The 20747-nt window shown below is 74.2% G+C and carries 19 protein-coding genes; 11 read left to right on the plus strand and 8 right to left on the minus strand.

Features of this window, described 5'->3' with window-relative positions; genetic code table 11:
* Positions 1-59 precede the first annotated feature (59 nt).
* The 4 genes from ACWEJX_RS33705 to ACWEJX_RS33720 all read right to left on the minus strand — a co-directional run bounded on the left by ACWEJX_RS33705 (position 60) and on the right by ACWEJX_RS33720 (position 5330).
* The gene (locus ACWEJX_RS33705; RefSeq protein WP_451611220.1) at positions 60-1967 is read right to left on the minus strand and encodes a CocE/NonD family hydrolase; all 1908 of its coding nucleotides are present in this window, start codon (positions 1965-1967) and stop codon (positions 60-62) included.
* A gap of 159 nt (positions 1968-2126) precedes the next feature.
* Positions 2127-3272 carry a PP2C family protein-serine/threonine phosphatase gene (locus ACWEJX_RS33710; RefSeq protein WP_451611221.1) on the minus strand — a complete coding sequence of 382 codons (1146 nt, stop codon included), beginning with the start codon at positions 3270-3272 and terminating at the stop codon, positions 2127-2129.
* Positions 3273-3279: 7 nt separating this feature from the next.
* Positions 3280-4728: an MFS transporter gene (locus ACWEJX_RS33715; protein WP_451611236.1), complete on the minus strand. Its 1449-nt coding sequence runs from the start codon at positions 4726-4728 to the stop codon at positions 3280-3282.
* Complete coding sequence (locus tag ACWEJX_RS33720; protein WP_451611222.1) at positions 4728-5330, minus strand: TetR/AcrR family transcriptional regulator; 603 nt, start codon at positions 5328-5330, stop codon at positions 4728-4730. The genes ACWEJX_RS33715 and ACWEJX_RS33720 overlap by 1 nt, the downstream gene beginning before the upstream one ends.
* Before the next feature lie 320 nt (positions 5331-5650).
* Here ACWEJX_RS33720 and ACWEJX_RS33725 point away from each other — a divergent pair, with 320 nt between their 5' ends.
* The 7 genes from ACWEJX_RS33725 (at position 5651) to ACWEJX_RS33755 (ending at position 12736) form a co-directional block, all read left to right on the plus strand.
* A complete protein-coding gene (locus ACWEJX_RS33725) occupies positions 5651-6238 on the plus strand; it encodes a TMEM165/GDT1 family protein (protein ID WP_451611223.1) in 588 nt (195 codons plus the stop codon).
* A 159-nt stretch (positions 6239-6397) separates the two neighbouring features.
* Positions 6398-7027 (plus strand): TetR/AcrR family transcriptional regulator, encoded by a 630-nt coding sequence (locus ACWEJX_RS33730; RefSeq protein ID WP_403790917.1) that lies wholly within the window; start codon positions 6398-6400, stop codon positions 7025-7027.
* On the plus strand, positions 7011-8663 hold the full coding sequence (locus ACWEJX_RS33735) for an acyl-CoA dehydrogenase family protein (RefSeq protein ID WP_451611224.1): 1653 nt from the start codon (positions 7011-7013) through the stop codon (positions 8661-8663). Before ACWEJX_RS33730 ends, ACWEJX_RS33735 begins: the two co-directional genes overlap by 17 nt.
* 71 nt (positions 8664-8734) lie before the next feature.
* Positions 8735-10048, plus strand: coding sequence for a M20 metallopeptidase family protein (locus ACWEJX_RS33740; RefSeq protein WP_451611225.1), 1314 nt, complete (start codon positions 8735-8737; stop codon positions 10046-10048).
* Between the two features lie 66 nt (positions 10049-10114).
* Complete coding sequence (locus tag ACWEJX_RS33745; protein WP_451611226.1) at positions 10115-10438, plus strand: polyprenyl synthetase; 324 nt, start codon at positions 10115-10117, stop codon at positions 10436-10438.
* Complete coding sequence (locus ACWEJX_RS33750; RefSeq protein WP_451611227.1) at positions 10431-11477, plus strand: polyprenyl synthetase family protein; 1047 nt, start codon at positions 10431-10433, stop codon at positions 11475-11477. The genes ACWEJX_RS33745 and ACWEJX_RS33750 overlap by 8 nt, the downstream gene beginning before the upstream one ends.
* Before the next feature lie 89 nt (positions 11478-11566).
* A complete protein-coding gene (locus tag ACWEJX_RS33755; RefSeq protein WP_451611228.1) occupies positions 11567-12736 on the plus strand; it encodes an oxygenase MpaB family protein in 1170 nt (389 codons plus the stop codon).
* Here ACWEJX_RS33755 and ACWEJX_RS33760 read toward each other — a convergent pair.
* Complete coding sequence (locus ACWEJX_RS33760; RefSeq protein WP_451611229.1) at positions 12733-13611, minus strand: DMT family transporter; 879 nt, start codon at positions 13609-13611, stop codon at positions 12733-12735. The genes ACWEJX_RS33755 and ACWEJX_RS33760 overlap by 4 nt on opposite strands.
* Before the next feature lie 4 nt (positions 13612-13615).
* A complete protein-coding gene (locus ACWEJX_RS33765; RefSeq protein WP_451611230.1) occupies positions 13616-14530 on the minus strand; it encodes a LysR family transcriptional regulator in 915 nt (304 codons plus the stop codon).
* An 88-nt stretch (positions 14531-14618) separates the two neighbouring features.
* Here ACWEJX_RS33765 and ACWEJX_RS33770 point away from each other — a divergent pair, with 88 nt between their 5' ends.
* Positions 14619-15938 (plus strand): MFS transporter, encoded by a 1320-nt coding sequence (locus ACWEJX_RS33770; protein ID WP_451611231.1) that lies wholly within the window; start codon positions 14619-14621, stop codon positions 15936-15938.
* Complete coding sequence (locus ACWEJX_RS33775) at positions 15887-16219, plus strand: cupin (protein WP_451611232.1); 333 nt, start codon at positions 15887-15889, stop codon at positions 16217-16219. The genes ACWEJX_RS33770 and ACWEJX_RS33775 overlap by 52 nt, the downstream gene beginning before the upstream one ends.
* 37 nt (positions 16220-16256) lie before the next feature.
* Here the strand turns inward: ACWEJX_RS33775 and ACWEJX_RS33780 are convergent, their stop codons facing one another.
* Both ACWEJX_RS33780 and ACWEJX_RS33785 read right to left on the minus strand, forming a co-directional pair.
* The gene (locus ACWEJX_RS33780) at positions 16257-16991 is read right to left on the minus strand and encodes a cache domain-containing protein (protein ID WP_451611237.1); all 735 of its coding nucleotides are present in this window, start codon (positions 16989-16991) and stop codon (positions 16257-16259) included.
* 361 nt (positions 16992-17352) lie between these two features.
* Positions 17353-18135 carry a FadR/GntR family transcriptional regulator gene (locus tag ACWEJX_RS33785; RefSeq protein WP_451611233.1) on the minus strand — a complete coding sequence of 261 codons (783 nt, stop codon included), beginning with the start codon at positions 18133-18135 and terminating at the stop codon, positions 17353-17355.
* A gap of 121 nt (positions 18136-18256) precedes the next feature.
* Here ACWEJX_RS33785 and ACWEJX_RS33790 point away from each other — a divergent pair, with 121 nt between their 5' ends.
* Positions 18257-19294, plus strand: coding sequence for an ABC transporter ATP-binding protein (locus ACWEJX_RS33790; protein ID WP_451611234.1), 1038 nt, complete (start codon positions 18257-18259; stop codon positions 19292-19294).
* A 158-nt stretch (positions 19295-19452) separates the two neighbouring features.
* The gene (locus ACWEJX_RS33795; protein ID WP_451611235.1) at positions 19453-20652 is read left to right on the plus strand and encodes an ABC transporter substrate-binding protein; all 1200 of its coding nucleotides are present in this window, start codon (positions 19453-19455) and stop codon (positions 20650-20652) included.
* Positions 20653-20747: the final 95 nt, after the last annotated feature.

Genomic DNA, 20747 nt, shown 5'->3' on the forward strand with positions numbered 1-20747 from the left:
GGGGCCGGGCGACACCGCCGCCCGGCCCCTCGACCGCGTTCGTCCCGTCCTCGGCCCGTTCAGCCCAGCGGCAGTTCGAGCACCGCGGGCGCGCCCTCGCCGGCCGAGACGACGGTCTGCGTCCAGACCACCGACACGTCCCCGTACAGCGGGTCCTTGCTGTCGATCACCAGCATCAGCCGGTGCCCCTCGGGTATGTCGTACGCGGCGGCCTGCAGCTTCCAGGAGACCGCGCGGTCCTCACCCGGCGTCAGGCCGTGGACGTTCAGCGGCTCGTGGGTGATGATCCGGGCCGTGTCGTCCTCGGCGACGTCGAAGAGACGGGCGACGAGGGTCGCCGACCGGGCCGTGGAGCGCACGGTCAGGCCGAGCCTCGGGATGCCGCGCACCCGGCGGGCGGCGGTGCTCCCGGCCGGTCCGGTGAGCGGCGCGGTCGTCCAGACCAGGGCGTGGGTGCGGTCGATCTTCTGCGTGTCGTAGACCCTGGGACTGCCGGCCCACTCCTCGCGCCCGGTCTCCATCATCCTCGTCATGGCCGTGGCCTCGGTGTCGACGCCCGCGACGAAGGGACGCTCCCAGTTCCTCGCCGACGTGCCTTCCTCCCCGTGCGCGGGGAAGAGACAGCCGTCGGCCCCGCCCGCGCCGCCGCCCGTCAGGACGAGCCGCTCCACGTCGGTGGTGACCGAGGCCCAGTCCGCGCGGTTCTCGCGCAGGGCCGGCTCGACGATCTCGTACTCGCCGGTGGGCTGCCCGGTCTCGGGGTCGCGCAACGGGACCGTCCGGTACGTGAACATGACCTGGCTGCTGACCGGCGACCAGTCCTCCACGCCGTTGCGCTCGCCCTTGAGGTGGTGGTCGAGCCAGGCGTACGCCTCCTGCACCGGGATGTTGACGTCACCGGGCTTGACGGGCGGGGCGAGCAGTCCGCGGCCCTCGGGGACGGCGTGGTCGCCGATCCACAGGTTGAGCCGCTTGGGCACGGTCAGCGCGTCGAAGGTCTCCAGGACCTGGTTGGCCGGGAACAGGCTCTCGTGCCAGGTGTTCGAGAAGAAGGTCGGTGTCCCCTTCTCGTTGGTCTGGGCGAGGTACGAGTGCGGGGCTCGCCGGGTCGCCCACTCGACCACGGCCGCCGTGTTCGTGCCCGCCTGGAAGTGGGCGAGGATCTCCCGGGTCTCCTCGTCGAACCTCTCCTCGACCGAGGTGCCGCCGGTGAGCCGCAGGAGCGCCTGGACCGCCGCCAGGTGGCGGACCCCGTTCGCGTACAGGCAGGTGGCGAGGTTGCCCCAGGTGGAGAGCGCCGCGACGGCGTGGACCCGGTCGTCGTGGGCGGCGACGAGCTGGCTGATGCCGGAGCCGTACGACTCGCCGAGGAAGCCGATGGTGCTGGGCCCGAACATGTCGACGGCGTAGTCGACGACGGCCGAGCCGTCCGCCCAGTCCTTCGGTCCGGCGACGTCGATCCGGCCGGGCGAGGTGGACGGCAGGCCCTCGGTGCCGAGGCCGCGGGGTGTGTAGGCGACGACGTGGTAGCCCCTGGCGGCCAGGGTGAGGTACGCGTACATGAAGAGCGCCCAGCCCAGCGGCTGCCAGCCGGCCGGCATGACGACCAGCGGGTGCGGGCCGGGGCCGAGCTGCCGGAGGGTGAAGGCGGAGAGCCTGACGTCCTCGTCGTGGGTCTGGATGCGCGGGAAGCCGGGCACGGCGAACTGGCGCACCTGGGCGACGAGCTCGGCGAGTTCGAGGGGCAGCAGCTCGGCCCGGGAGTCGTCCTCCAGGGCGGCGGCCAGCGTCTGGCCGAGCCGGGCGGCTTCCGGGTCGAGCGTGCCGTCGAAGGCCCACATGCCGCGTGCGGCGACGCGGGCGAGATCGGCCTCGGTGACGGCTTCACCGACGAGCGAGCTGAAGGATCTGGAGGAGCTGAAGGAGCTGGCGGATCTGGAGGTGTTGTGGACGTTGTACTCGGGCACGTGCACCCGTTCCTCTCATCCGGTGCGGCGGGTTCCGCAAGCGTGTCCCAAGGGAGGACAGAACCACCAGAGAGCACAGGAAGGGCGCATGCGACACCGGACGGGGGCAACAGCGACACCGGTTGCCCGGTTTCCCACGTTTGGAACGGGTCGGGCCCGTTACGGCAGGGCGGCGGGCGCGGCCGGCCCGGTCGCGGCGGCCGGTTCCGGAGGGCGTACGACGAGGAGCGCGGCCACGTCGTCGTCGAGCCCGCCGGCGCCGTACCCGGTGAGGTCGTGGTGGAGCAGCGGGAGCACCCGGTCGCCCGGCTCGTCGGTCCAGCGGCGCAGCCGTTCCTCCAGCGGGTAGAAGTCACCGGCCCGGTCGCGGGTCTCGCTCACCCCGTCGGTGAAGAGCAGCAGCCGGTCGCCGGGCAGGAACGGGACCTCCTCGACGTGGTGCCGGGAGGCGCACAGTCCGGCGAGGTTGAGCGGCAGTGACGGGTCGGTGAGCGGGACGGTCCGGACCTGGCCGTCGTGCTGGCGCAGCGGGGCGGGATGGCCGCAGCTGAGGAGCCGGGCGACGTCGCGGTCGTCGGGGAGTTCGAGCAGGAGGACGGTGGCGAAGCGTTCGGCGGCGTCGGAGTCGGGGTCCCAGGCGCCGTAGCGGGCGAGGCCCTCCTCCAGGCGGTCGGCGAGGGCGGCGAGATCGGGCGCGTCGGTGACGGCGGCGCGATAGGCGCCGAGCAGCACCGAGGCCGTCTCGACGGCGCCGAGACCCTTGCCCTGGACGTCGCCGAGCATGACGCGGACGCCGCCCGGGACCCGTACGGCCTCGTAGAAGTCGCCGCCGATGCGGGCCTTGGCCGCGGCGGCGACGTAGAGCAGGTGCAGCTCCACGTCGCCGAGCCGGGGCGCGAGCGGGCGCAGCACCACCCGCTGGACCACCTCGGCGACGGCCGTCACCTCGCGCAGGTCGCGCTCGTAGTTGGTGCGGGCCTGACTGACCCAGACGGCGGCGACGGTGACCGCGGCCAGGACGAGTTCGGCGCTGACGGTCTCGGTGACGGGGTCGTCCTGCGCCACGGCCAGGACGAGGCGCAGGACCATCGAGAGGAGGCCGATGGCGAGGGTGCCGCGCACGCTCCAGGTGATGGCGGCGAGGGCCGGGCCGATCACCAGGAGCCGGTCGAAGTGCTGCCCCTGCGAGGTGATGAGGTCGGCCACCGCGACGAGGGCGAGGGCCAGGAAGGGCAGCGCGAGACCGAGGTTGAACCGGGTGCGCGTCCCTGCCGAGGAGGGGACACGGTGACCACCTGTGGGCATTTCGTGATCATACGTTCGGAGGCGGTGCGGAACCGGACGTTACGGCCCCGCTGGCGTGTCCGGCATCTCCGGTGCGGCCCGGCAGCCCCAGGCAGGCGAGGACGGCGAGCGCGGCGACGACGGCGAGGGAAGCGAGTGCCACCCCGGCGCCGGAGCCGAGCAGCAGGCTCGCGAGAGCGACGCCGAGGACCGGCCCGGTGTTCATCGCGGTCTGCTGGAGGCCGCCCGCGACCCCGGCGCTCCCCTCCTCGGCCCGGTGCACGACGACGGACGTCGCCGTCACCATCACCGCGCCGAAGCCCGCCCCGATCAGCGCGGCGCAGCCGCCCGTCGCGAGGGCGGAGCCCGTGTCGGCGGCCCGTCCCAGCAGGCCGACGCCGGCCGCGAGCAGCACGGCCCCGCCGCTCGCGACGCGCCGCGCCCCGAACCGCCCCTTCAGCACCGCGCTGACCGGAGCGCCCGCCACGATGAGCAGGGCCAGCGGCATCATCCGCACGGCTGTCGGCAACGGCCCGAGCTCCAGCGTGTCCTGGAAGAGGTAGGTCGCCGTGAACAGCGTCCCGGACAGTGCCGCCGACGCGGCGAGCAGCGCCCCGAGCCCCGCGGCGACCGGCCCGGGCCGCAGCATGCCCGGGGGCACCAACGGGTGCGCGGCGCGCGCCTCGTGCCGTACGAAGGCGAGGGCGGCGGCCGCGGCGACGGCGAGCGCGAGCGCGGTGCCGGCGATGTCCGCGGGCCCGAAGCCGTGCGCGAGTCCCTGGACGAGGCAGGCGAGGGCGAGCCCGAGCAGGCAGGCCCCGGGCAGATCGAGGGTGCCCGCACGACCGGGGCGGGTATCTCGGCCGGTGCCGGCGACTCGGCCGGATCCGGCGGCGCTGCCGGGGCCGGTGCCGGGGCGCGGCCCGGGCACGGCCAGGGCGAGCAGAGCGACCGCCAGCGTGGGCGGCACGCCGAGCAGGAAGACCGAGCGCCAGCCGTACGCGTCGACGAGCGCGCCGCCGATCAGCGGGCCGGCGGCCGCGGCGAGGCCGATGGCGCTGGTGCGCACGGCTATCGGCATGCCGAGGCGGTCGGGCGGGAAGGCGGCCCGGAGCATGCCGAGGGTGGCGGGCTGGAGCAGGGCGCCGAAGACGCCCTGGAGCACGCGCAACGCGATGACGGCGCCGATGCCGGGCGCGAGGGCGATGGCGGCGGAGGTGAGGGCGAAGCCGAGGCTGCCGAGCGCGAAGAGGCGGCGGTGGCCGTACCGGTCGCCGAGGCGCCCGGCGAAGACGAGCAGGGCGGCGACGGCGACGAGGTAGCCGGTGCTGGTCCACTGCACCTGTGCGGTGTCCGCGCCGAGGTCGTCCTGGAGGACGGGCTGGGCGATGGTGAGGACGGTGCCGTCGAGGGCGACGACGGCGGCGCCGACGACGCTGCAGACGAGGGCGGCGCGGCGGTGGAGACGGCTGTGGATCACGGGCGTGTCCTCTCCGGGCCGAGGTGGGCGTCGAGCGCGGCGGTGAGCAGCGGTTCGACGTCGTCGCCGCCGGTCGCCAGGCGGAGGCTGCCCCAGCGCCACAGCTGGGCGATGCCGTGGAGGTTGGCCCAGAGCGCGCCGGCTGCGGTGGCCGGGTCGGCGGCGTCCGGGCGGACCCGGGCGACCAGCTCGGCGAGGTGCGCGAAGAGCGGCAGGCTCGTGTCGCGCAGCCCGAGCCGGCCGCTCTCCAGGAGGTCGTGGCGGAACATCAGCTCGTACATCCCGCCGCGTGTTCGCGCGAAGTCGAGGTAGACGCGGGCGAGGGCCTCGACCCGGGCCCGGGGCTCGGTCTCCGCCACCTCGGTCACCCGGGCGCCGAGTTCGCGGAAGCCCTCGCGGGCGATGGCGGAGAGCAGGTCGAGGTGGGTCGGGAAGTGGCGGCGGGGGGCGCCGTGGGAGACGCCGGTGCGGCGTGCGATCTCGCGGAGGGAGAGAGCGTGGGCGCCCTCGGCGTCGACGAGCTCGACGCCGGTGCGGACCAGTCGGTCGCGCAGGCCGCCGCCCTCGCCCTCGGTCCCCCGGGTGGTTTCTTCGGTCATGATCACTGTCTATCCGATCTTGGTAGACACTGTCTACCACTTTCGTAGACGGCGTCTACGGGGCCGGCCGGACCCCTCCGGTAGACTGGTCGGCAGCGAAGGGGAGTAGCCCTGCGAACCGGTCGTCGACACACTGGAACCCCCGGGTTCCCGGTGACCGGGCCCATGCGAGAGCGCGGGCGGGCGAGACCTTCGGCCAGGCAGTACGCCACGTCCGCGACCGTGTGGGCGTGGTCCGTCATGCCGGGCCGAGTGGTCCTCCCGTCGCCCTTCGAGGCGCCGCGCCGGGCCCGGGCCCGGTCCGAGCAGAGAGCCCCGGTATGCACCTCGACCCCTTGGCGATCATCACCGCCTTCGGGCTGATCTTCCTCGCCGAACTTCCCGACAAGACGATGTTCGCGTCCCTCGCCATGGGCACGCGCATGCGTCCGCTGTACGTGTGGTTCGGCACCTCGACCGCGTTCGTCGTGCACGTGGCCATCGCCGTCGGCGCCGGCAGCCTGCTCGGTCTCCTCCCCGGCTGGAGCGTCAGGCTCGTCTCGGCCGCGATGTTCGCTTTCGGCGCGTTCATGCTGCTGCGCGGCGGGGGCGACGACGAGAACGAGGAGGACGCGGGCGGCAGGACGGTGACCGGCTTCTGGCCCGTCTACTCGACCGCCTTCATGGCCGTCTTCATCAGCGAGTGGGGCGACCTCACCCAGATCACCACGGCCAACCTCGCCGCCACCAACGGCACCTGGTCGACCGCGATCGGCTCCGCCGCCGCCCTGATGACCGTCTCGGCGCTCGCGCTCGTCGCCGGCCGCTTCATCGCCAAGCGCGTCCCGCTGAAGACGGTGCAGCGCATCGGCGGTGTGTGCATGGCCGGGCTCGCCCTCTGGTCGCTCGTGGAGATCTTCACCGGCTGACCTCGGCCCCTCGCATCGCCCGACCCTTCGCACCACCCGGACGTCCGCGTGCCCCCGCACGCGGGCGTCTTCGCGTTCCCGGAGCCCGCCCGACCCCTTGCTGCGATTGCCGCCCTTGCCGCCCTTGCTGAAGCACTGAATCACTGCTTCACTCCTTCCATGCCCTACCGACGCACGCCCGCCGTCCAGGCCCGGCTCGACGACCGGCGCACCGCGATCGTCGAGGCCGGACTCGGACTGCTCGCCGAGCACGGCTACGCCGGCTGCACGATGGCCGCCGTCGCCGCGCGGGCGGGCATCGCCACCGGAAGCGTGTACCGCCACTTCCCGAGCAAGGCCGAGCTGTCCGTCGAACTGTTCCGGACGGTCGTCGGCCGCGAGGTGGCCGCCGTCTCCGAGGCGGCCGCCCTGCCGGCGCACCGGACGGCCGCCGACCGGATCGTCGCCGTCATCGAGACCTTCGCGAGCCGCGCCCTGAAGGCGCCCCGGCTCGCCTACGCGCTGCTCGCCGAGCCGGTCGACCCGGCCGTCGACGCCGAGCGGCTGGTCTTCCGGCGCGCGTTCCGCGACGTCTTCGCCGAACGGATCGCCGCGGGCGTACGGGACGGCGAACTGCCGCCCCAGGACGCCCTGCTCACCGCCGCCGCGCTCGTCGGCGCGGGCGCCGAGGCGCTGACCGGCCCGCTCTCCGGCACCCTGACGGCAGGGGCCCCGAGCCCCGGCACCGTTCCCGCCCTGGTCACCTTCACCCTGCGAGCCCTGGGAGTCACCGATGCCGACCACGCATGAGGTCACCAACCAAGTTCCGCCGCTCACCGGTTACGACGTCTCGGCCGACCCGGCCCTCCTGGAGTCGCTGCGCCGCGAGGGCGCCGGCTGGGCGGAGGACGAGGTGCGCGAGCTCGGGGTGCGGGCGGGCGGGGCGCAGGCCCAGGAATGGGGCCGGCTCGCCGAGCGCCACTCCCCCGTCCTGCACACCCACGACCGCTACGGGCACCGGGTCGACGAGGTCGAGTTCCACCCGTACTGGCACGAGCTGATGACCGTCGCCGTGGAGCACGGGCTGCACGGCGCGCCCTGGGCCGACACCCGGCCGGGCGCCCATGTGGCGCGCGCGGCGAAGGTGTTCGTGTGGGGGCAGGCCGACGCCGGGCACCTGTGCCCGGTCTCCATGACGTACGCGGCGGTGCCCGCGCTGCGCGCCGAGCCGGAGCTGGCCTCGGTGTACGAGCCGCTGCTGACCTCCCGGTACTACGACTTCGGGCTCAGGGTGCCCACCGGCAAGCGCGGGATCATCGCCGGCATGTCGATGACCGAGAAGCAGGGCGGCTCGGACGTGCGCGCCAACACCACGCGGGCGGTACCGACGGGTGAGCCGGGCATGTACGCGCTGACCGGGCACAAGTGGTTCACGTCCGCGCCGATGTCGGACGTCTTCCTGACGCTCGCGCAGGCCCCGGGCGGCCTGTCCTGCTTCCTGGTGCCGCGGGTGCTCCCGGACGGCTCGCGCAACGCGATCCGCTTCCAGCGCCTCAAGGACAAGCTGGGCAACCGCTCCAACGCCTCCAGCGAGATCGAGTACGAGGGCGCGCTGGGCCGCCTCGTCGGCGAGGAGGGCCGCGGGGTCGCCACCATCATCCGGATGGTGAACATGACCCGGCTCGACTGCGCGATCAGCTCCGCGTCCGGGATGCGCCTCGGCCTGGTCCAGGCCGTGCACCACGCCACGCACCGCAGCGCGTTCGGCGCCCGGCTCGTGGAGCAGCCGCTGATGACGAACGTGCTCGCGGACCTCGCGGTCGAGGCGGAGGCGGCGACGATCGCCGCGCTGCGCCTCGCGGGCGCCGTGGACCGGGCCACCGCCGGCGACGCCGAGGAGGACCAGCTGCGCCGCCTGGGCCTCGCCGTCACCAAGTACTGGGTGTGCAAGCGGGCGCCCGCCCACGCGGCCGAGGCCCTGGAGTGCCTGGGCGGCAACGGCTACGTCGAGGACTCGGACCTGCCCCGGCTCTACCGCGAGGCGCCGCTGCCCTCCATCTGGGAGGGCTCGGGCAACGTGGCCGCGCTGGACGTGCTGCGCGCCATGGCGAAGCAGCCCGCCGCCGTGGAGGCCTTCTTCGCCGAGGTCGACCGCGCCGCCGGCGCCGACCGCCGCCTCGACGCGGCCGTCGGCCGCCTCCGCAAGGACCTCGCCGGCCTCGCCGACCCGGCGGCCCTGCAGTACGGCGCGCGCCGTCTGGTCGAACGCCTCGCCCTCGTCCTCCAGGGCTCCCTCCTCGTCCGGCACGGCCACCCGGCGGTCGCCGACGCCTTCTGCGCCTCGCGCCTGGACGGCGACCGGGGCATCGCCTTCGGCACCCTGCCGTCGGGCGTGGACACGGCCGCGATCATCGAGCGCGGCGCGCCGGGCCTCCCGGGCGCCTGACCGCACCACCGGCGGGCGCGCCGTGCGAGGCTGAGGGCGCGTTCCCATCCCTCGGCGAGACGGAGGACCTGGTGAGCACGGAGCCGGCGCACGACGAGGTCCGCGCGGAACTGGACCGGGCGGCGGAGAAGACGGCGCGGCAGGTGATCGCCTGGCGGCGGCACCTGCACCGCCACCCCGAGCTGTCCAACCGGGAGGAGGAGACGGCCGCGTTCGTCGCGGACCGCCTCCGCTCGCTCGGTCTGGACGAGGTCCGCACCGGGATCGCCGGGCACGGCGTGGTCGGGGTGCTGCGGGGCGGCCGGCCGGGTCCGCGCACGATCGCGCTGCGCGCGGACGTCGACGCGCTGCCCGTGCCGGACCTGTGCGGGGCGGAGTTCGCGTCGCGGACGGTCGACGCCGACTACCCGGGCGGCCCGTTCCCGGTCTCGCACGCCTGCGGGCACGACTGCCACACGGCGATGCTGATGGGCGCGGCGAGCGTGCTCGCCGGGGCGCGCGACCGGCTGCCCGGCACCGTCCTGTTCGTCTTCCAGCCGGCCGAGGAGGGCCCGCCGGTCACGGAGGACGGCGGGGCGCGGGCGATGGTGGACGCGGGCGCGTTCGCCGATCCGGTGCCCACGATGGTCTACGGGATGCACGTGACGCCGTACCCGAAGGGGTACGTGGGCTACCGGACCGGCAACCAGTACGCGGCCTCCACGCTCGTCCGGATCGTCGTGACCGGCAAGCAGGTGCACGGCTCGACGCCCTGGCAGGGCATCGACCCGATGCCCGCGGTCGGCGCGGTCCTCACCGGCATCGGGCAGCTGTACCGCCAGGTCTCCGCCTTCGATCCGATCACCGTGAGCATCGGTCACATCGAGGACGTCGGCCGCTTCAACATCATCGGCCAGACCGTCACCCTGTGGGGCACGGTCCGGTGCGCGGTGGAGTCCGACATGGCGGAGGTGCAGCGCAGGCTCACGACGCTCGCCGAGCACAGCGCCGCCGCGTACCACGCCACCGCGGAGGTGGACTACCTCCAGGCGGTGCCTCCAGTGCACCACACGGCGGAATGGGTGGCGGCGGGACTGCCGACCCTCCGCCGGGTGGTGGGCGGGGAGCGGGTCGTCGAGACCGGTGCGACGCTCGGCTACGACGACGTGTCCGAGTTCGTGAACCGCTTCGGCGGTCTGTACGTGATGCTCGGCGTCCAGGACGCCGAACTGGACGCCGACGGCAGGCCGGTACCGGTCCCGGGCGGGCGCGGCCTGGTCACCAACCACAATCCGGGCTTCTACGCGGACGACGACACGCTCGTCACCGGGGTGCGGCTGCACGCGCACGTGGCGTACGACCACCTCACGGGCGCTCTCGTGGCCGCGACGGCGCCGACCGGCTAGACCGCCTGTTCACTCGTTCGTGAGTTTCGCGCGCACCCGGCCGCGCGCGCGGCCACGTTGGATCACATGAACACGGAAGCGGATCGGGACAGTCGGGACAGGGGCGGGGACGACCGCGCGGTGCTCCTGGTGGCCGGGCTCGCGGACCTGGCGGCGAGCACGCTGGTTTCGGCCCTGGGGACGGTACGGGGGCTGTTACGGCGCTCGGACACCGTACAGCTGGTGGAGGACGCCGAACGGGAGCTGACGGCGCGCGGGCGGCTCGCCCTCGACCGGTACGCGACCGTGCCGCCGGCCCATCTGGAGGTGCTGGCCCAGCACGTCCTGGCGCGGCAGTCCCAGCAGTCCCAGCAGCCCGGGCAGTCCCGGAAGTCCCGCGACGATGGCTGAGGCGGCCTGGGACCCGGCCGCCTTCAGGGCCCGGGTGGACGACGTACTGCGCCGGTTCGTCGCCGAGGAGGCCGACTGTCTGACGGACGTCGACCCGTCGCTCGGGCCGGTGGCCGAGGAGCTGGAGGCGGCGGTCGCGTCCGGCAAGCGGCTGCGGGCTGCGTTCTGCTACTGGGGCTGGCGGGGCGGCGGTCAGCCGGACAGCGACGCGCTGGTGCGGGCGGCGGCCTCGATGGAGCTGGTGCACGCGGCCGCCGTCGTGCACGACGACCTGATCGACGGCAGTCCGCTGCGGCACGGCCGGCCCACCGCGCACCGGGCGCTGCGGGCCGCCGTACCGCACCATCCGCGGCCCGCCGCGGCCGCCAGGTCGCTCGCGATGCTGGTCGGGGACCTGCTGATGTCGCTGGCCGGGCAGTTGTTCGTGACGAGCGGACTGCCCGCCGCGTTCCTGAACCGGGCGCGGCCGCTGTGGGCGGCGCTGGCCCGCGAGCTGATCGCCGGCGAGTGCCTGGAGATCCTGCACACGGGCACGGCGCCGGACACGGCGGCCTCGCTGAAGGTGATCCGCTACAAGACCGCCAAGTACACCGTCGAGCAGCCGCTGCTGATCGGCGGCGCCCTGGCGGGAGCGGCGACGCGGCTCGGCGAGGGCTACTCGGCGTACGGGCTGCCGCTGGGCGAGGCGTTCCAGCTGCGGGACGACCTGCTCGGGCTGTTCGGCGACCCGGCCCGTACCGGCAAGGCCGCCGCCGACGACCTGCGCGGCCGCCGGCCCACCGCCCTGCTCGCGGAGACCTGGCGGCTCGCCGACACCGCCCAGCGCGCCCGGCTCGGCGCCCTGCTCGACCGGGACGACGCCGATCCGGAGGACGTACGCGCGCTGATGCGCGGCCTGAAGGCCCCCGAGCGCGTCGAACGCATGATCGCGGCCCGGGTCGAGGAGGCCCTGCGCGCGCTCGACGAGCTCGACGCCCCGCCCGCCGCGCTCCAGGCCCTCGCCTCGCTCGCGCACTCGGCGTCGGCCCGGCAGTCCTGAACCTCCGGCCCTGACGCGTCCGGCGCGGACAGGCCGGTCGTGACGCCCTTGTCCAGACACCCCGCCACGGAGCCCCCGAGGAGCCCCGCATGACCCCACCCACCCAGGCGTCCCTCGACGCCCTGCGCCAGGCCGGCGACGAACTCGCCGACGCCACCGTCGCCACCCTCTTCGAACGCGGCGAGGTCGGCACCTTCAACACCCTGATGCGGTACGTGTCGACCGCCGGCAGCCCGCTGCCCGACGGGCTGCCCGACGTGGCCCGTGAATACCTGCACGTCACGAGCGCGGCTCCGGCGTGGGTGGACTGGGCCGAGATGGAGAAGGCGCGGCTCTTCTTCACCGACAACGACGTGCACATCACCACGGCGCTGTCCTTCGCCTCCATGCCCGCCTGCTATCTCGTCCCGCACGTGGCGAAGCTGCTCGCCACCACGCACGGCCTCAAGTACCCGTCCAAGCGCATGGCGGAGACCGGCCAGTTCACGCTCTACCTGATGCGGCCGGACGCCTTCGAGGCCGGCAGCCGCTTCGTACCGGCCGCGCAGAAGGTCCGGCTGCTGCACGCCTCCATCCGTCACCACCTGCGGCGCGAGGAGCGCTGGGACACGGCGGCGCTCGGCGTGCCGATCTGTCAGGAGGACATGATCGGCGGGCAGATGTTCTTCTCCATGCTGGTCCTCGACAGCCTGCACCGGCTCGGCATCCACATGTCCGCGGAGGGCGCCGAGGCCTACTACTACGCCTGGCGGGTGGTCGGCGCCATGCTCGGCGTCGACCAGCGGGCCGTGCCCGAGACCCTCGACGAGGCCCGCGCCTTCCTCGACCTGTACATGCTCCGGCACATGGGCCCCTCGGACGACGGCGCACTGCTCACCCGGCAGCTCATCGAGCTGTACGAGGAGGTGGTGCCCGGCACCTTCTTCGACCCGATCGTCTCCGCGCTGATCCGCCATCTGGTCGGCGACACCTGCGCCGACTGGCTGGAGGTGCCCCGTACCCCGTGGGACACGGTCGTCAAGGCGGTGCCGCACCTGCTCGGCGTCCTGGAGACCGTGGAGGACCGCTCCCCGCTCGGCTCCTGGCTCCTGGACCGGCTCGGCCATCTGACGACGGTCTTCGAACTGTCGTCGCTCACCCGCGGCCGGGTGATGCACTACGCGATCCCGGAGCACCTGAAGAAGGACTACGGGGTGTCGACGTCGGTGAACCCGAAGCGCCGCTGGAGCCCGCCGCCGGCCGTCCTGGACGCCGGTTAGGAGCTGCCGCGCCGCCACAGCGCGCCCACGTACACCCCGGCCAGGATCAGCGGGGTGCCGAGCAGCAGGGAGGCGGTGAGGGGTTCGTCGTCGAGCCAGGCGGAGAGGACGATCGTCACGACGGGGATGACGACGAAGACGTACGCGGCGCGGGACGCGTCCCAGCGTTGCACGACGAAGAGGTAGAGCCCGAAGGTGAGGACGGAGCCGCCGACCACGAGATAGGCGAGGGCCCACCAGGTGGCGGGGCGCTCGGGCAGCCGCCAGGTGTCACCGGCGGCGGCCGAGCCCGCGAAGAGGAGGACGGAGGCGGCGGTCATGCCGACGGCGTTCATGACGACGGGGTGGATCCGCGGCAGCCGCCGGACGAGGACCGTGGCCTCGGCGAAGCAGACCATGCTGCCGAGGAGCGCCAGGAACGACAGCAGGGGCACGGCGCCGCTGAGCGGGGCGCGGGAGATGACCGCGACCCCGGCGGCGGCGAGCAGTGTGCCGACGGCCGCGGTGACACGGAAGCGTTCGAGGCCCTGGGCGACGGCGAGCAGCAGCGTGGCGAGCGGGGTGAGGGCGAGGATCGTCTGGCCGAGGCCGGCGTGGATGTGGACGAGGGCGTAGTACGCGAGGGCGAACGTGACGCCGAAGTCGAGGATTCCGAAGAGCGCCGCCCCGGCCAGGGCCCTGCCCCGCGGGAACGGCATGCGGCGCGCGGCCATGACGCCGAGCAGGATCACGGAGGCCGCGCCGAAGCGCAGGGCGGCGCCCCACAGAGGGTCGAGCTCACGGTTGCTGAAGCGGACGCCGACGGCGTTGCCGCCCGCGAGGAACGCGGCGGCGGCGAACGCGGCGAGCGTCAGCCGGTCCTCGCTGCGCTGCACCGGCTCACGGTAGCCCCGGCGCCCCGGCCCCGGCGGCCGGGACACGCGCTGCCGTCTCCGCGAAGGCCCTGATCAGGGCGGTCTCGGCGGCGGTCGCCCAGACCAGGCCGTAGGTCAGGGGCGGGGCGTCGTGGAACGGCACGTAGGCGATGCCGGGGCGCGGGTGGTAGCGGGCGCCGCTCGCCGCGCCCGGGGAGACGCCGTGGCCCGCGCCGACGAGCGAGAGCAGCTCCTCCCAGGTGGCGGCGGCCGGTCCGTGGGCGACGGGCGCGCCGGAGGGGGTGCGGGTCGGGTAGTGGGTCTCGCGCCAGGCTCGGGGCTGCCCGCGGCCGGTGGTGACGAGGGTCTGTCCGGCGAGGTCCTCCAGGCCTACGGAGGCGCGGGCGGCGAGCGGGTGGGCGGCCGGTACGAGGAGCACGCGGTCCTCGCGGACCAGGACGGGGCCGGTGGTGAGACCGGGCGCGGCGATGGGCAGGGTGGCGTACTGGACGTCGAGTTCGCCGTCCTCGACGGGGCGGGTGCCGGCGTCGACGGGGACCTCGCGGAGGGTGAGCTCGCAGCCGGGGTGGCGGGCCAGGAAGGTGTCGGCGGCGGCGGTGAGCAGCTCGCCGCCCCACGGGGAGCCGAAGCCGATCCGCAGGGTGCCGAGCATGCCGCGGCCGGCGGCGGTGGCGCGTTCGAGGGCGGCGAGGATCAGGGCGTGGGCGGGGCGGAGTTCGTCGTGCAGGCGGCGGCCGACCGGGGTGAGGGCGACGCTGCGGCTGGTGCGGGCGAAGAGCGGGGTGCCGACGCGCCGTTCGAGCTTCTTGACGGTCTGGCTGATGCGGCCGGTGGAGACGCCGAGGCGTTCGGCGGTGCGGCCGAAGTGGAGTTCGTCGCCGAGGGTGAGGAACGCTTCGAGTTCGTGCCGTTCGAGCACCGGGCCCCCTTACCGTTTAGTTCTGCTCAACGCCGGTTGCATTCTTTCACCTTGATGGGCCTGTCCGGCCGGCGGGAGGCTGATGCCCATGCCCGCTCTCCCCGCCCGTCCCCTGGCGACGTCCCGTCCTCCCGCCGCGTCCCGTCCCTCGGTCCTTGTCCTCACCCTCGCCGGTGCCGTGACGGTGGCGAACATCTACTTCCCGCAGCCGCTGCTGGCGGCGATCGCCCGCGATCTCGCCGTCTCCGACCGGACCGCCGGGCTGGTGGCGACGGCCGCCCAGCTCGGCTACGCCCTCGGCATCCTGCTGCTCGTGCCGCTCGCCGATACCGCCCGGCTGCGCCGGCTCGTCCGGGCCCTGCTGGCGCTGACCAGCGCGGCCCTGCTGGTCGCGGCCGCGGCCCCGAACGTCCTCGTGCTCGCCGTCGCCACCCTCGCGCTGTCCACCACCACGGTGCTGCCGCAGATCCTGACCCCGGTCGCCGCGTCCCTCGCGGGCCCCGAGGGGCGCGGCCGGGTCGTCGGTGTCATCGGCCTGGGCCTCACGCTGGGCTCCACCCTGTCCCGCACGGTCTCGGGCGCGGTCTCCGACGCGAGCGGCAGCTGGCGGACGGCCTATGCGCTGGCCGCCGTGGCGACGGCGGGTCTGCTGTGGGCGTTGCCGCGCGCCCTGCCCGAGCGGCTCGGCGGCCCGCACGCGCACCCGGTCCCGTACGGCCGGATGCTCGTGGGGCTGCCGGGGCTGCTCGTCGCGCATCGCGCCCTGCGGGTGTCGGCGCTGCGCGGCGCCTGCGTGTTCGGCGCGTACAGCGTCTTCTGGGCGGCGCTCGTCTTCCATCTGGCCGCCCCTCCGCTGGGGTACGGTCCGGGGGCGGCGGGTCTGTTCGGGCTGTTCACCGTGCCGGCGGCGCTGGCGTCGGCGTACGCGGGGCCGCTCACCGACCGGTACGGGGCGGGCCGGGTCGGGCTGGTGGCGCTCGGGTGCGTGGCGCTCGCGCCGGCGCCGGCGGGTCTGGCGCCGGGCTCGCCGGTGGCGCTGGTCGCGGCCGCGGGTCTGGTGGTCCTGGGCACGAGCGCCTGTCAGGTCGCGAACCAGGCGCGGGTCCTGGGCCTCGGGCGGGCGGTGGCGGCCCGGGTGAACACGGTCTTCATGCTGGCCACCTTCGCGGGCGGCGCGCTCGGCTCGCTGACCGCTGTGTGGCTGTACGAGGGGTACGGCTGGACGGCGGCGCTCCTCGCTGCGGCGGGGTTCGTGGTGCTCGGGCTGATCGCGGGGGCGCGGCGGCCCCGACTTGCGGGACGCGCGGCAGGCGCAAGGCTGGGGGTACCGGTCCGCGCACGCCGCAGGGAGACACGATGCAGGAGCCCGCACCCTTCGACCTCACCGCCCTCGCCGACGAGCACCTGACGAAGGCGCGTGAAGACGCGCACGGCCGCAGCGCCCATCTGGTGGTGCACGACGGGGTGCTGCGGCAAAGTGTGATCGCCATGACGTCGGGCACGGCCCTGGACGAGCACAACGCGCCGCCCGCCGGCAGTCTCCAGGTCCTGCGCGGCCGGGTGCGGCTGACGGCGGCGGGCCGCTCGGAGGACCTGTCGGCCGGTCAGCTCCAGATGATCCCGCAGGAGCGGCACGGCCTCACGGCGCTCGACGACGCGGTGGTGCTGCTGACGGCCGTCAACGACTGACGCGTACGCGACTGCGTGCGGCCGAAGGGTCGGGGACTCACCGATCCGGCGTCACGAGCACCAGCGGTGTGCCCGCGCAGGGCGTCAGACGCAGGTCGCCGTGGCGGTGGACGGATTCCGGCCCGGCGCCAGGGGCTCCGGCGAGTACGGCGGCGAAGTCGGGGCCCTTGGTGAGGGAGCCGGCGAGATGCGCCGGGTCGGTGGAGGCGGCGACGCGGCCGCGGGCGTTGACCAGGCGTGCCGGGACGGGGAGTTCCTGGAGGACGGGCAGCACGGCCGCCTCGAAGTGCCGCAGGTAGACGTCGGCGGCGGCGACGCCGACGAACCGTCCGTCGACCAGCACCGGCTCGGAGAGCGTCAGGCCGTACTCGTCGGAGCAGAGGTAGTCGACGTACGGCCCGGCGACGGCCCGCCGGCCGGTCTCGCGGGGCAGGGCGTACCAGTCCCAGTGCGTGTAGTCGGAGTACGCCGAGTGCTCGGGGTCCAGGTCGAGGAGGAGCGGCCGCACCGTGCCGTCGGGGCCGCGCTGCCACCACTCCAGCCAGGCCGGTACGTCGGCGAGGAGGCCGGGCGCGGCGACGAAGCCGATGCCGGAGACGAGTTCGTGGCGGGCGAGCCGGTCGTGGAGGCCGGGCCGGAGGGCGGCGAGTCCGGCCGACGCCGGAGCCCTGCCGTCGGCGGCCGGGGCGGCGAGCAGCGCGGCGGTGTCCGCGCGGGTGGCGGCGACAGCGGCGAAGACCCCGTCGAGGGTCTCGCGCACACGGGTCGACACGGCGCCGGCGAGGGCGCGGTACGGGCCCGGGGCGGCGTCGGCAAGGGCGCCGTACGAGCCCGGGACGGCGCCGGGGGCGCCGTACGAGCCCGGGACGGCGGCGTCGGGGGCGCCGTACGGCCCCGGGGCGGCTCCGGGCGCGTTGCGGAAGGCGCCCGCGCCTGACACCCCGCCGGTGGCGTCGGCCGCCGACGGGCCCGTCGCCCGCGCGTCCCCCGTTCCGGCGGCTCCCGTTCCCGCGGCTCCCCTTCCCGCAGCTCCTGTTCCCGTACGTCCTCTTCCCCTGTCCTCCGCTCCCGTCGCCTCGGGCGCGGCTCCCGTGACGTGGGCGAGCGCGGGGGGTGTGGACATCGGGGTCCTCCTACGGACGCGGCCCGGGGGCGCGGGTGGGGGGTTCGAGGCGCAGGGCGATCAGGCGGGCGACGGAGTCGCGCACGCACTGTTCGGCCAGCGTTCTGGCCCGCTCGTCGGCCTCATCCTGCACGGCGGAGATCACGGAGCGGTGACGATCCGCCACGGATTCGAGATACGCGGTGTCGTCGAGGACGAGGACGAGCAGGGCGCCCAACTCGGTCTGGAGGGCGATCTCCTCGCGGGTCAGGCGCGCGGACTGGGCGGCGGCGGCGAGTTCGACGTGGAAGCGGCCGTAGAGCCGGCTGCGGACGGCGGGTTCCTCGGCGTGGACGAGTTCGTCGACGGTGCGGGTGAGCGGGCGCAGGTCGCCCGGGTCGGTGCGCTGCGCGGCGAGCAGCGCGGCGGCGCCGGAGATGGCGGCCCAGTGGTCGCCGAGGTCGCGCAGCTCCTCGGTGGACCAGTCGGCGAGCCGGGCGCGCAGCCGGTCCTCGGACGGGCCCTCGGGGAGCGTGACGAAGCTGCCGCCGCCCCGGCCGCGGCGGGTGGTGACGAGGCCCTGCTGCCGCAGGGCCATGAGGGCCTCGCGCAGGGTCACGGTGGAGACGCCCAGCTGGGCGGCGAGTTCGGCCTCGCCGGGCAGCTGCTCGCCGTCGGCGAGGAGTCCGAGCTCGATGGCGTCGCCGATCCGGCGGACCACGGTGTCGACCCGGGCCCGGGTGTCGACGGGGGTGAACACGGCTCGGCGCGCGCTTCCGTTCGCGCTCCCGCCCTGTCTGCCGCCTGGTTTCACGTTTATCACCTCGCGCGCTGACTAAGGCTTTACCTTAAAGGGGTCTTGAGATTTGAACTATGACTTCATATGTTTACGCCCACTCGTCAGAACGCGCCCCGCACCAGAAAGGTTCCCGCCCATGGAGGGAATGGCGATCCGGCTCTCGGGTCTCCGCAAGAGCTACGGCCGGACCGAGGCGGTGGCCGGGGTGGACCTGGAGATAGCCGACGGCGAGTTCTTCTCGATGCTCGGCCCCTCCGGCTCCGGCAAGACGACCGTGCTGCGGATGATCGCCGGCTTCGAGACGCCGAGCGACGGCGGCGTCGAACTGGCCGGTCAGGACGTCACCCGGCTCGCCCCCTTCGAGCGGGACGTGCACACCGTCTTCCAGGACTACGCCCTCTTCCCGCACATGACGGTCGAACAGAACGTCGCCTACGGCCTGAAGGTGCGGGGCGTCCCGAAGGCCGAGCGCCTGGTCCGGGCCCGCGCCGCACTCGCCCAGGTGCGGCTCGAAGGGCTCGGCAGGCGCCGCCCCGCCGAGCTGTCCGGCGGCCAGCGCCAGCGCGTCGCACTCGCCCGCGCCCTCGTCGGCCGCCCCCGCGTGCTGCTGCTCGACGAACCGCTCGGGGCGCTCGACCTCAAGCTGCGCGAGCAGATGCAGGTCGAGCTGAAGGCCATCCAGCGCGAGGTCGGCATCACCTTCGTGTTCGTCACCCACGACCAGGAGGAGGCCCTCACGATGAGCGACCGGATCGCCGTCTTCCATCAGGGCCGGATCGAACAGGTCGGCACCCCCGCCGAGATATACGAGCGCCCGGCCACCCCGTTCGTCGCCGGCTTCGTCGGCACCTCCAACCTGGTCAGCGGCGAGGCCGCGCGGACCGTGGTCGGCGCCTCCGGCACGTACAGCATCCGGCCGGAGAAGATCCGCGTCGTCAAGGACCCGGCCGCGCCCGCCGAGGACGGCCACACCCGTGCCACCGGCACCGTCGCCGAGGTGGTCTACCTGGGCGACGCCACCCGCTTCCTCGTCGATCTGGACGCGGGCGGCAGGATCACCGCCGTCCAGCAAAACCTGGAGACCTCCTCCGCCGACCTCGCCGCCTTCCGCGGCGCCAGGGTCGCCCTGCACTGGCACCCGCGCCACGCGGTGCCGGTCCCCGAACTCCCGTAAGGACACGCCGGACCCGTAAGGCCGCACAGCCCACGCAAGGCCGCAGCCCACGCAAGGCCGCAGCCCACGCCAGGCCGGTGAAGCCACGGAACAGCACCGCACCCGCACCGCCCCTCGCACCGCACCACCCTCACGTCCCTCACGCAACGGAGAAACACGTGCGCCTGCACCGCTCGCTCCTGACGGCCGCCGCCGTCTCCGGACTGCTGCTCGTCACCGCCTGCGGCTCCGCCGACCAGGCCGGTGGCGGGAAGTCCGGCGGCCTCAACCCGCCCGCCCTCAAGGCGCCCACCTCCCTGGGCGCCCCCGAGGGCCAGGTCAACCTGATCGCCTGGGCCGGCTACGTCGAGGACGGCTCCAACGACCCCAAGGTCGACTGGGTGACACCCTTCGAGAAGCAGACCGGCTGCCAGGTCAACGCCAAGACGGCCGCCACCTCCGACGAGATGGTGGCGCTGATGAAGACCGGCGAGTACGACGCGGTCTCCGCCTCCGGCGACGCCTCGCTGCGGCTGATCGCGTCCGGCGACGCGGCGCCCGTCAACACCGCGCTCGTCCCCAACTACAAGGACGTCTTCGCCGGCCTGAAGAACCAGGGCTGGAACTCGGTCAAGGGCGTCGCCTACGGCATCCCGCACGGCCGGGGCGCCAACCTCCTCATGTACGACACCACCAAGGTGAAGCCCGCCCCGACGTCCTGGTCGGCCGTCTTCGACCAGGCGTCCGCGCACAGCGGCAAGGTCACCGCGTACGACTCGCCCATCTACATCGCCGACGCGGCCCTCTACCTCATGGCCACCAAGCCGGAACTCGGCATCAAGGACCCGTACGCCCTCGACCAGAAGCAGTTCGCGGCCGCCGTGGACCTGCTCAAGCAGCAGAACAAGCACGTCGGCGAGTACTGGAGCGACTACCTGAAGGAGATCTCCGCCTTCAAGAGCGGCGACTCCGTCGTCGGCACCAGCTGGCAGGTCATCGCCAACCTGGCCAAGGCCGAGGGCGCCAAGGTCGACGCGGTGCTGCCGAAGGAGGGCGCCACCGGCTGGTCCGACACCTGGATGGTGTCCGCCAGGGCCAAGCACCCCAGCTGCGCCTACAAGTGGCTCGACTGGATCGTCTCGCCCAAGGCCAACGCCCAGGTCGCCGAGTACTTCGGCGAGGCGCCGGCCAACGCCAGGTCGTGCGCCGAGACCGCCGACAAGAACCACTGCACGGTCTTCCACGCGAGCGACGAGGCGTACTGGAAGAACGTGCACTTCTGGACCACGCCCATCGAGCAGTGCCTCGACGGCCGCACCGACGTGAAGTGCGTGCCCTACGCCAAGTGGGTGCAGTCCTGGAACGAGATCAAGGGCTGACGACGGCGCATGACCACGCTCACCCCCTCGCCTCGGGCCGACGCCCGGGCCACCGAGCCCGACCGAGCCGCCGGACCCGTCCGGCGGCTCGCCGG

Source organism: Streptomyces sp. NPDC004788 (genome assembly GCF_053601115.1).

What these genes read in the sequence shown, in the direction of transcription:
- ACWEJX_RS33745 (WP_451611226.1), top strand. Translation starts at nt 10,115, where the DNA reads ATGAACACGGAAGCGGATCGGGACAGTCGGGACAGGGGCGGGGACGAC.
- ACWEJX_RS33720 (WP_451611222.1), bottom strand. Translation starts at nt 5,330, where the DNA reads ATGACCGAAGAAACCACCCGGGGGACCGAGGGCGAGGGCGGCGGCCTG.
- ACWEJX_RS33790 (WP_451611234.1), top strand. Translation starts at nt 18,257, where the DNA reads ATGGAGGGAATGGCGATCCGGCTCTCGGGTCTCCGCAAGAGCTACGGC.
- ACWEJX_RS33775 (WP_451611232.1), top strand. Translation starts at nt 15,887, where the DNA reads ATGCAGGAGCCCGCACCCTTCGACCTCACCGCCCTCGCCGACGAGCAC.
- ACWEJX_RS33725 (WP_451611223.1), top strand. Translation starts at nt 5,651, where the DNA reads ATGCACCTCGACCCCTTGGCGATCATCACCGCCTTCGGGCTGATCTTC.
- ACWEJX_RS33735 (WP_451611224.1), top strand. Translation starts at nt 7,011, where the DNA reads ATGCCGACCACGCATGAGGTCACCAACCAAGTTCCGCCGCTCACCGGT.
- ACWEJX_RS33770 (WP_451611231.1), top strand. Translation starts at nt 14,619, where the DNA reads ATGCCCGCTCTCCCCGCCCGTCCCCTGGCGACGTCCCGTCCTCCCGCC.
- ACWEJX_RS33730 (WP_403790917.1), top strand. Translation starts at nt 6,398, where the DNA reads ATGCCCTACCGACGCACGCCCGCCGTCCAGGCCCGGCTCGACGACCGG.
- ACWEJX_RS33710 (WP_451611221.1), bottom strand. Translation starts at nt 3,272, where the DNA reads ATGCCCACAGGTGGTCACCGTGTCCCCTCCTCGGCAGGGACGCGCACC.
- ACWEJX_RS33755 (WP_451611228.1), top strand. Translation starts at nt 11,567, where the DNA reads ATGACCCCACCCACCCAGGCGTCCCTCGACGCCCTGCGCCAGGCCGGC.
- ACWEJX_RS33750 (WP_451611227.1), top strand. Translation starts at nt 10,431, where the DNA reads ATGGCTGAGGCGGCCTGGGACCCGGCCGCCTTCAGGGCCCGGGTGGAC.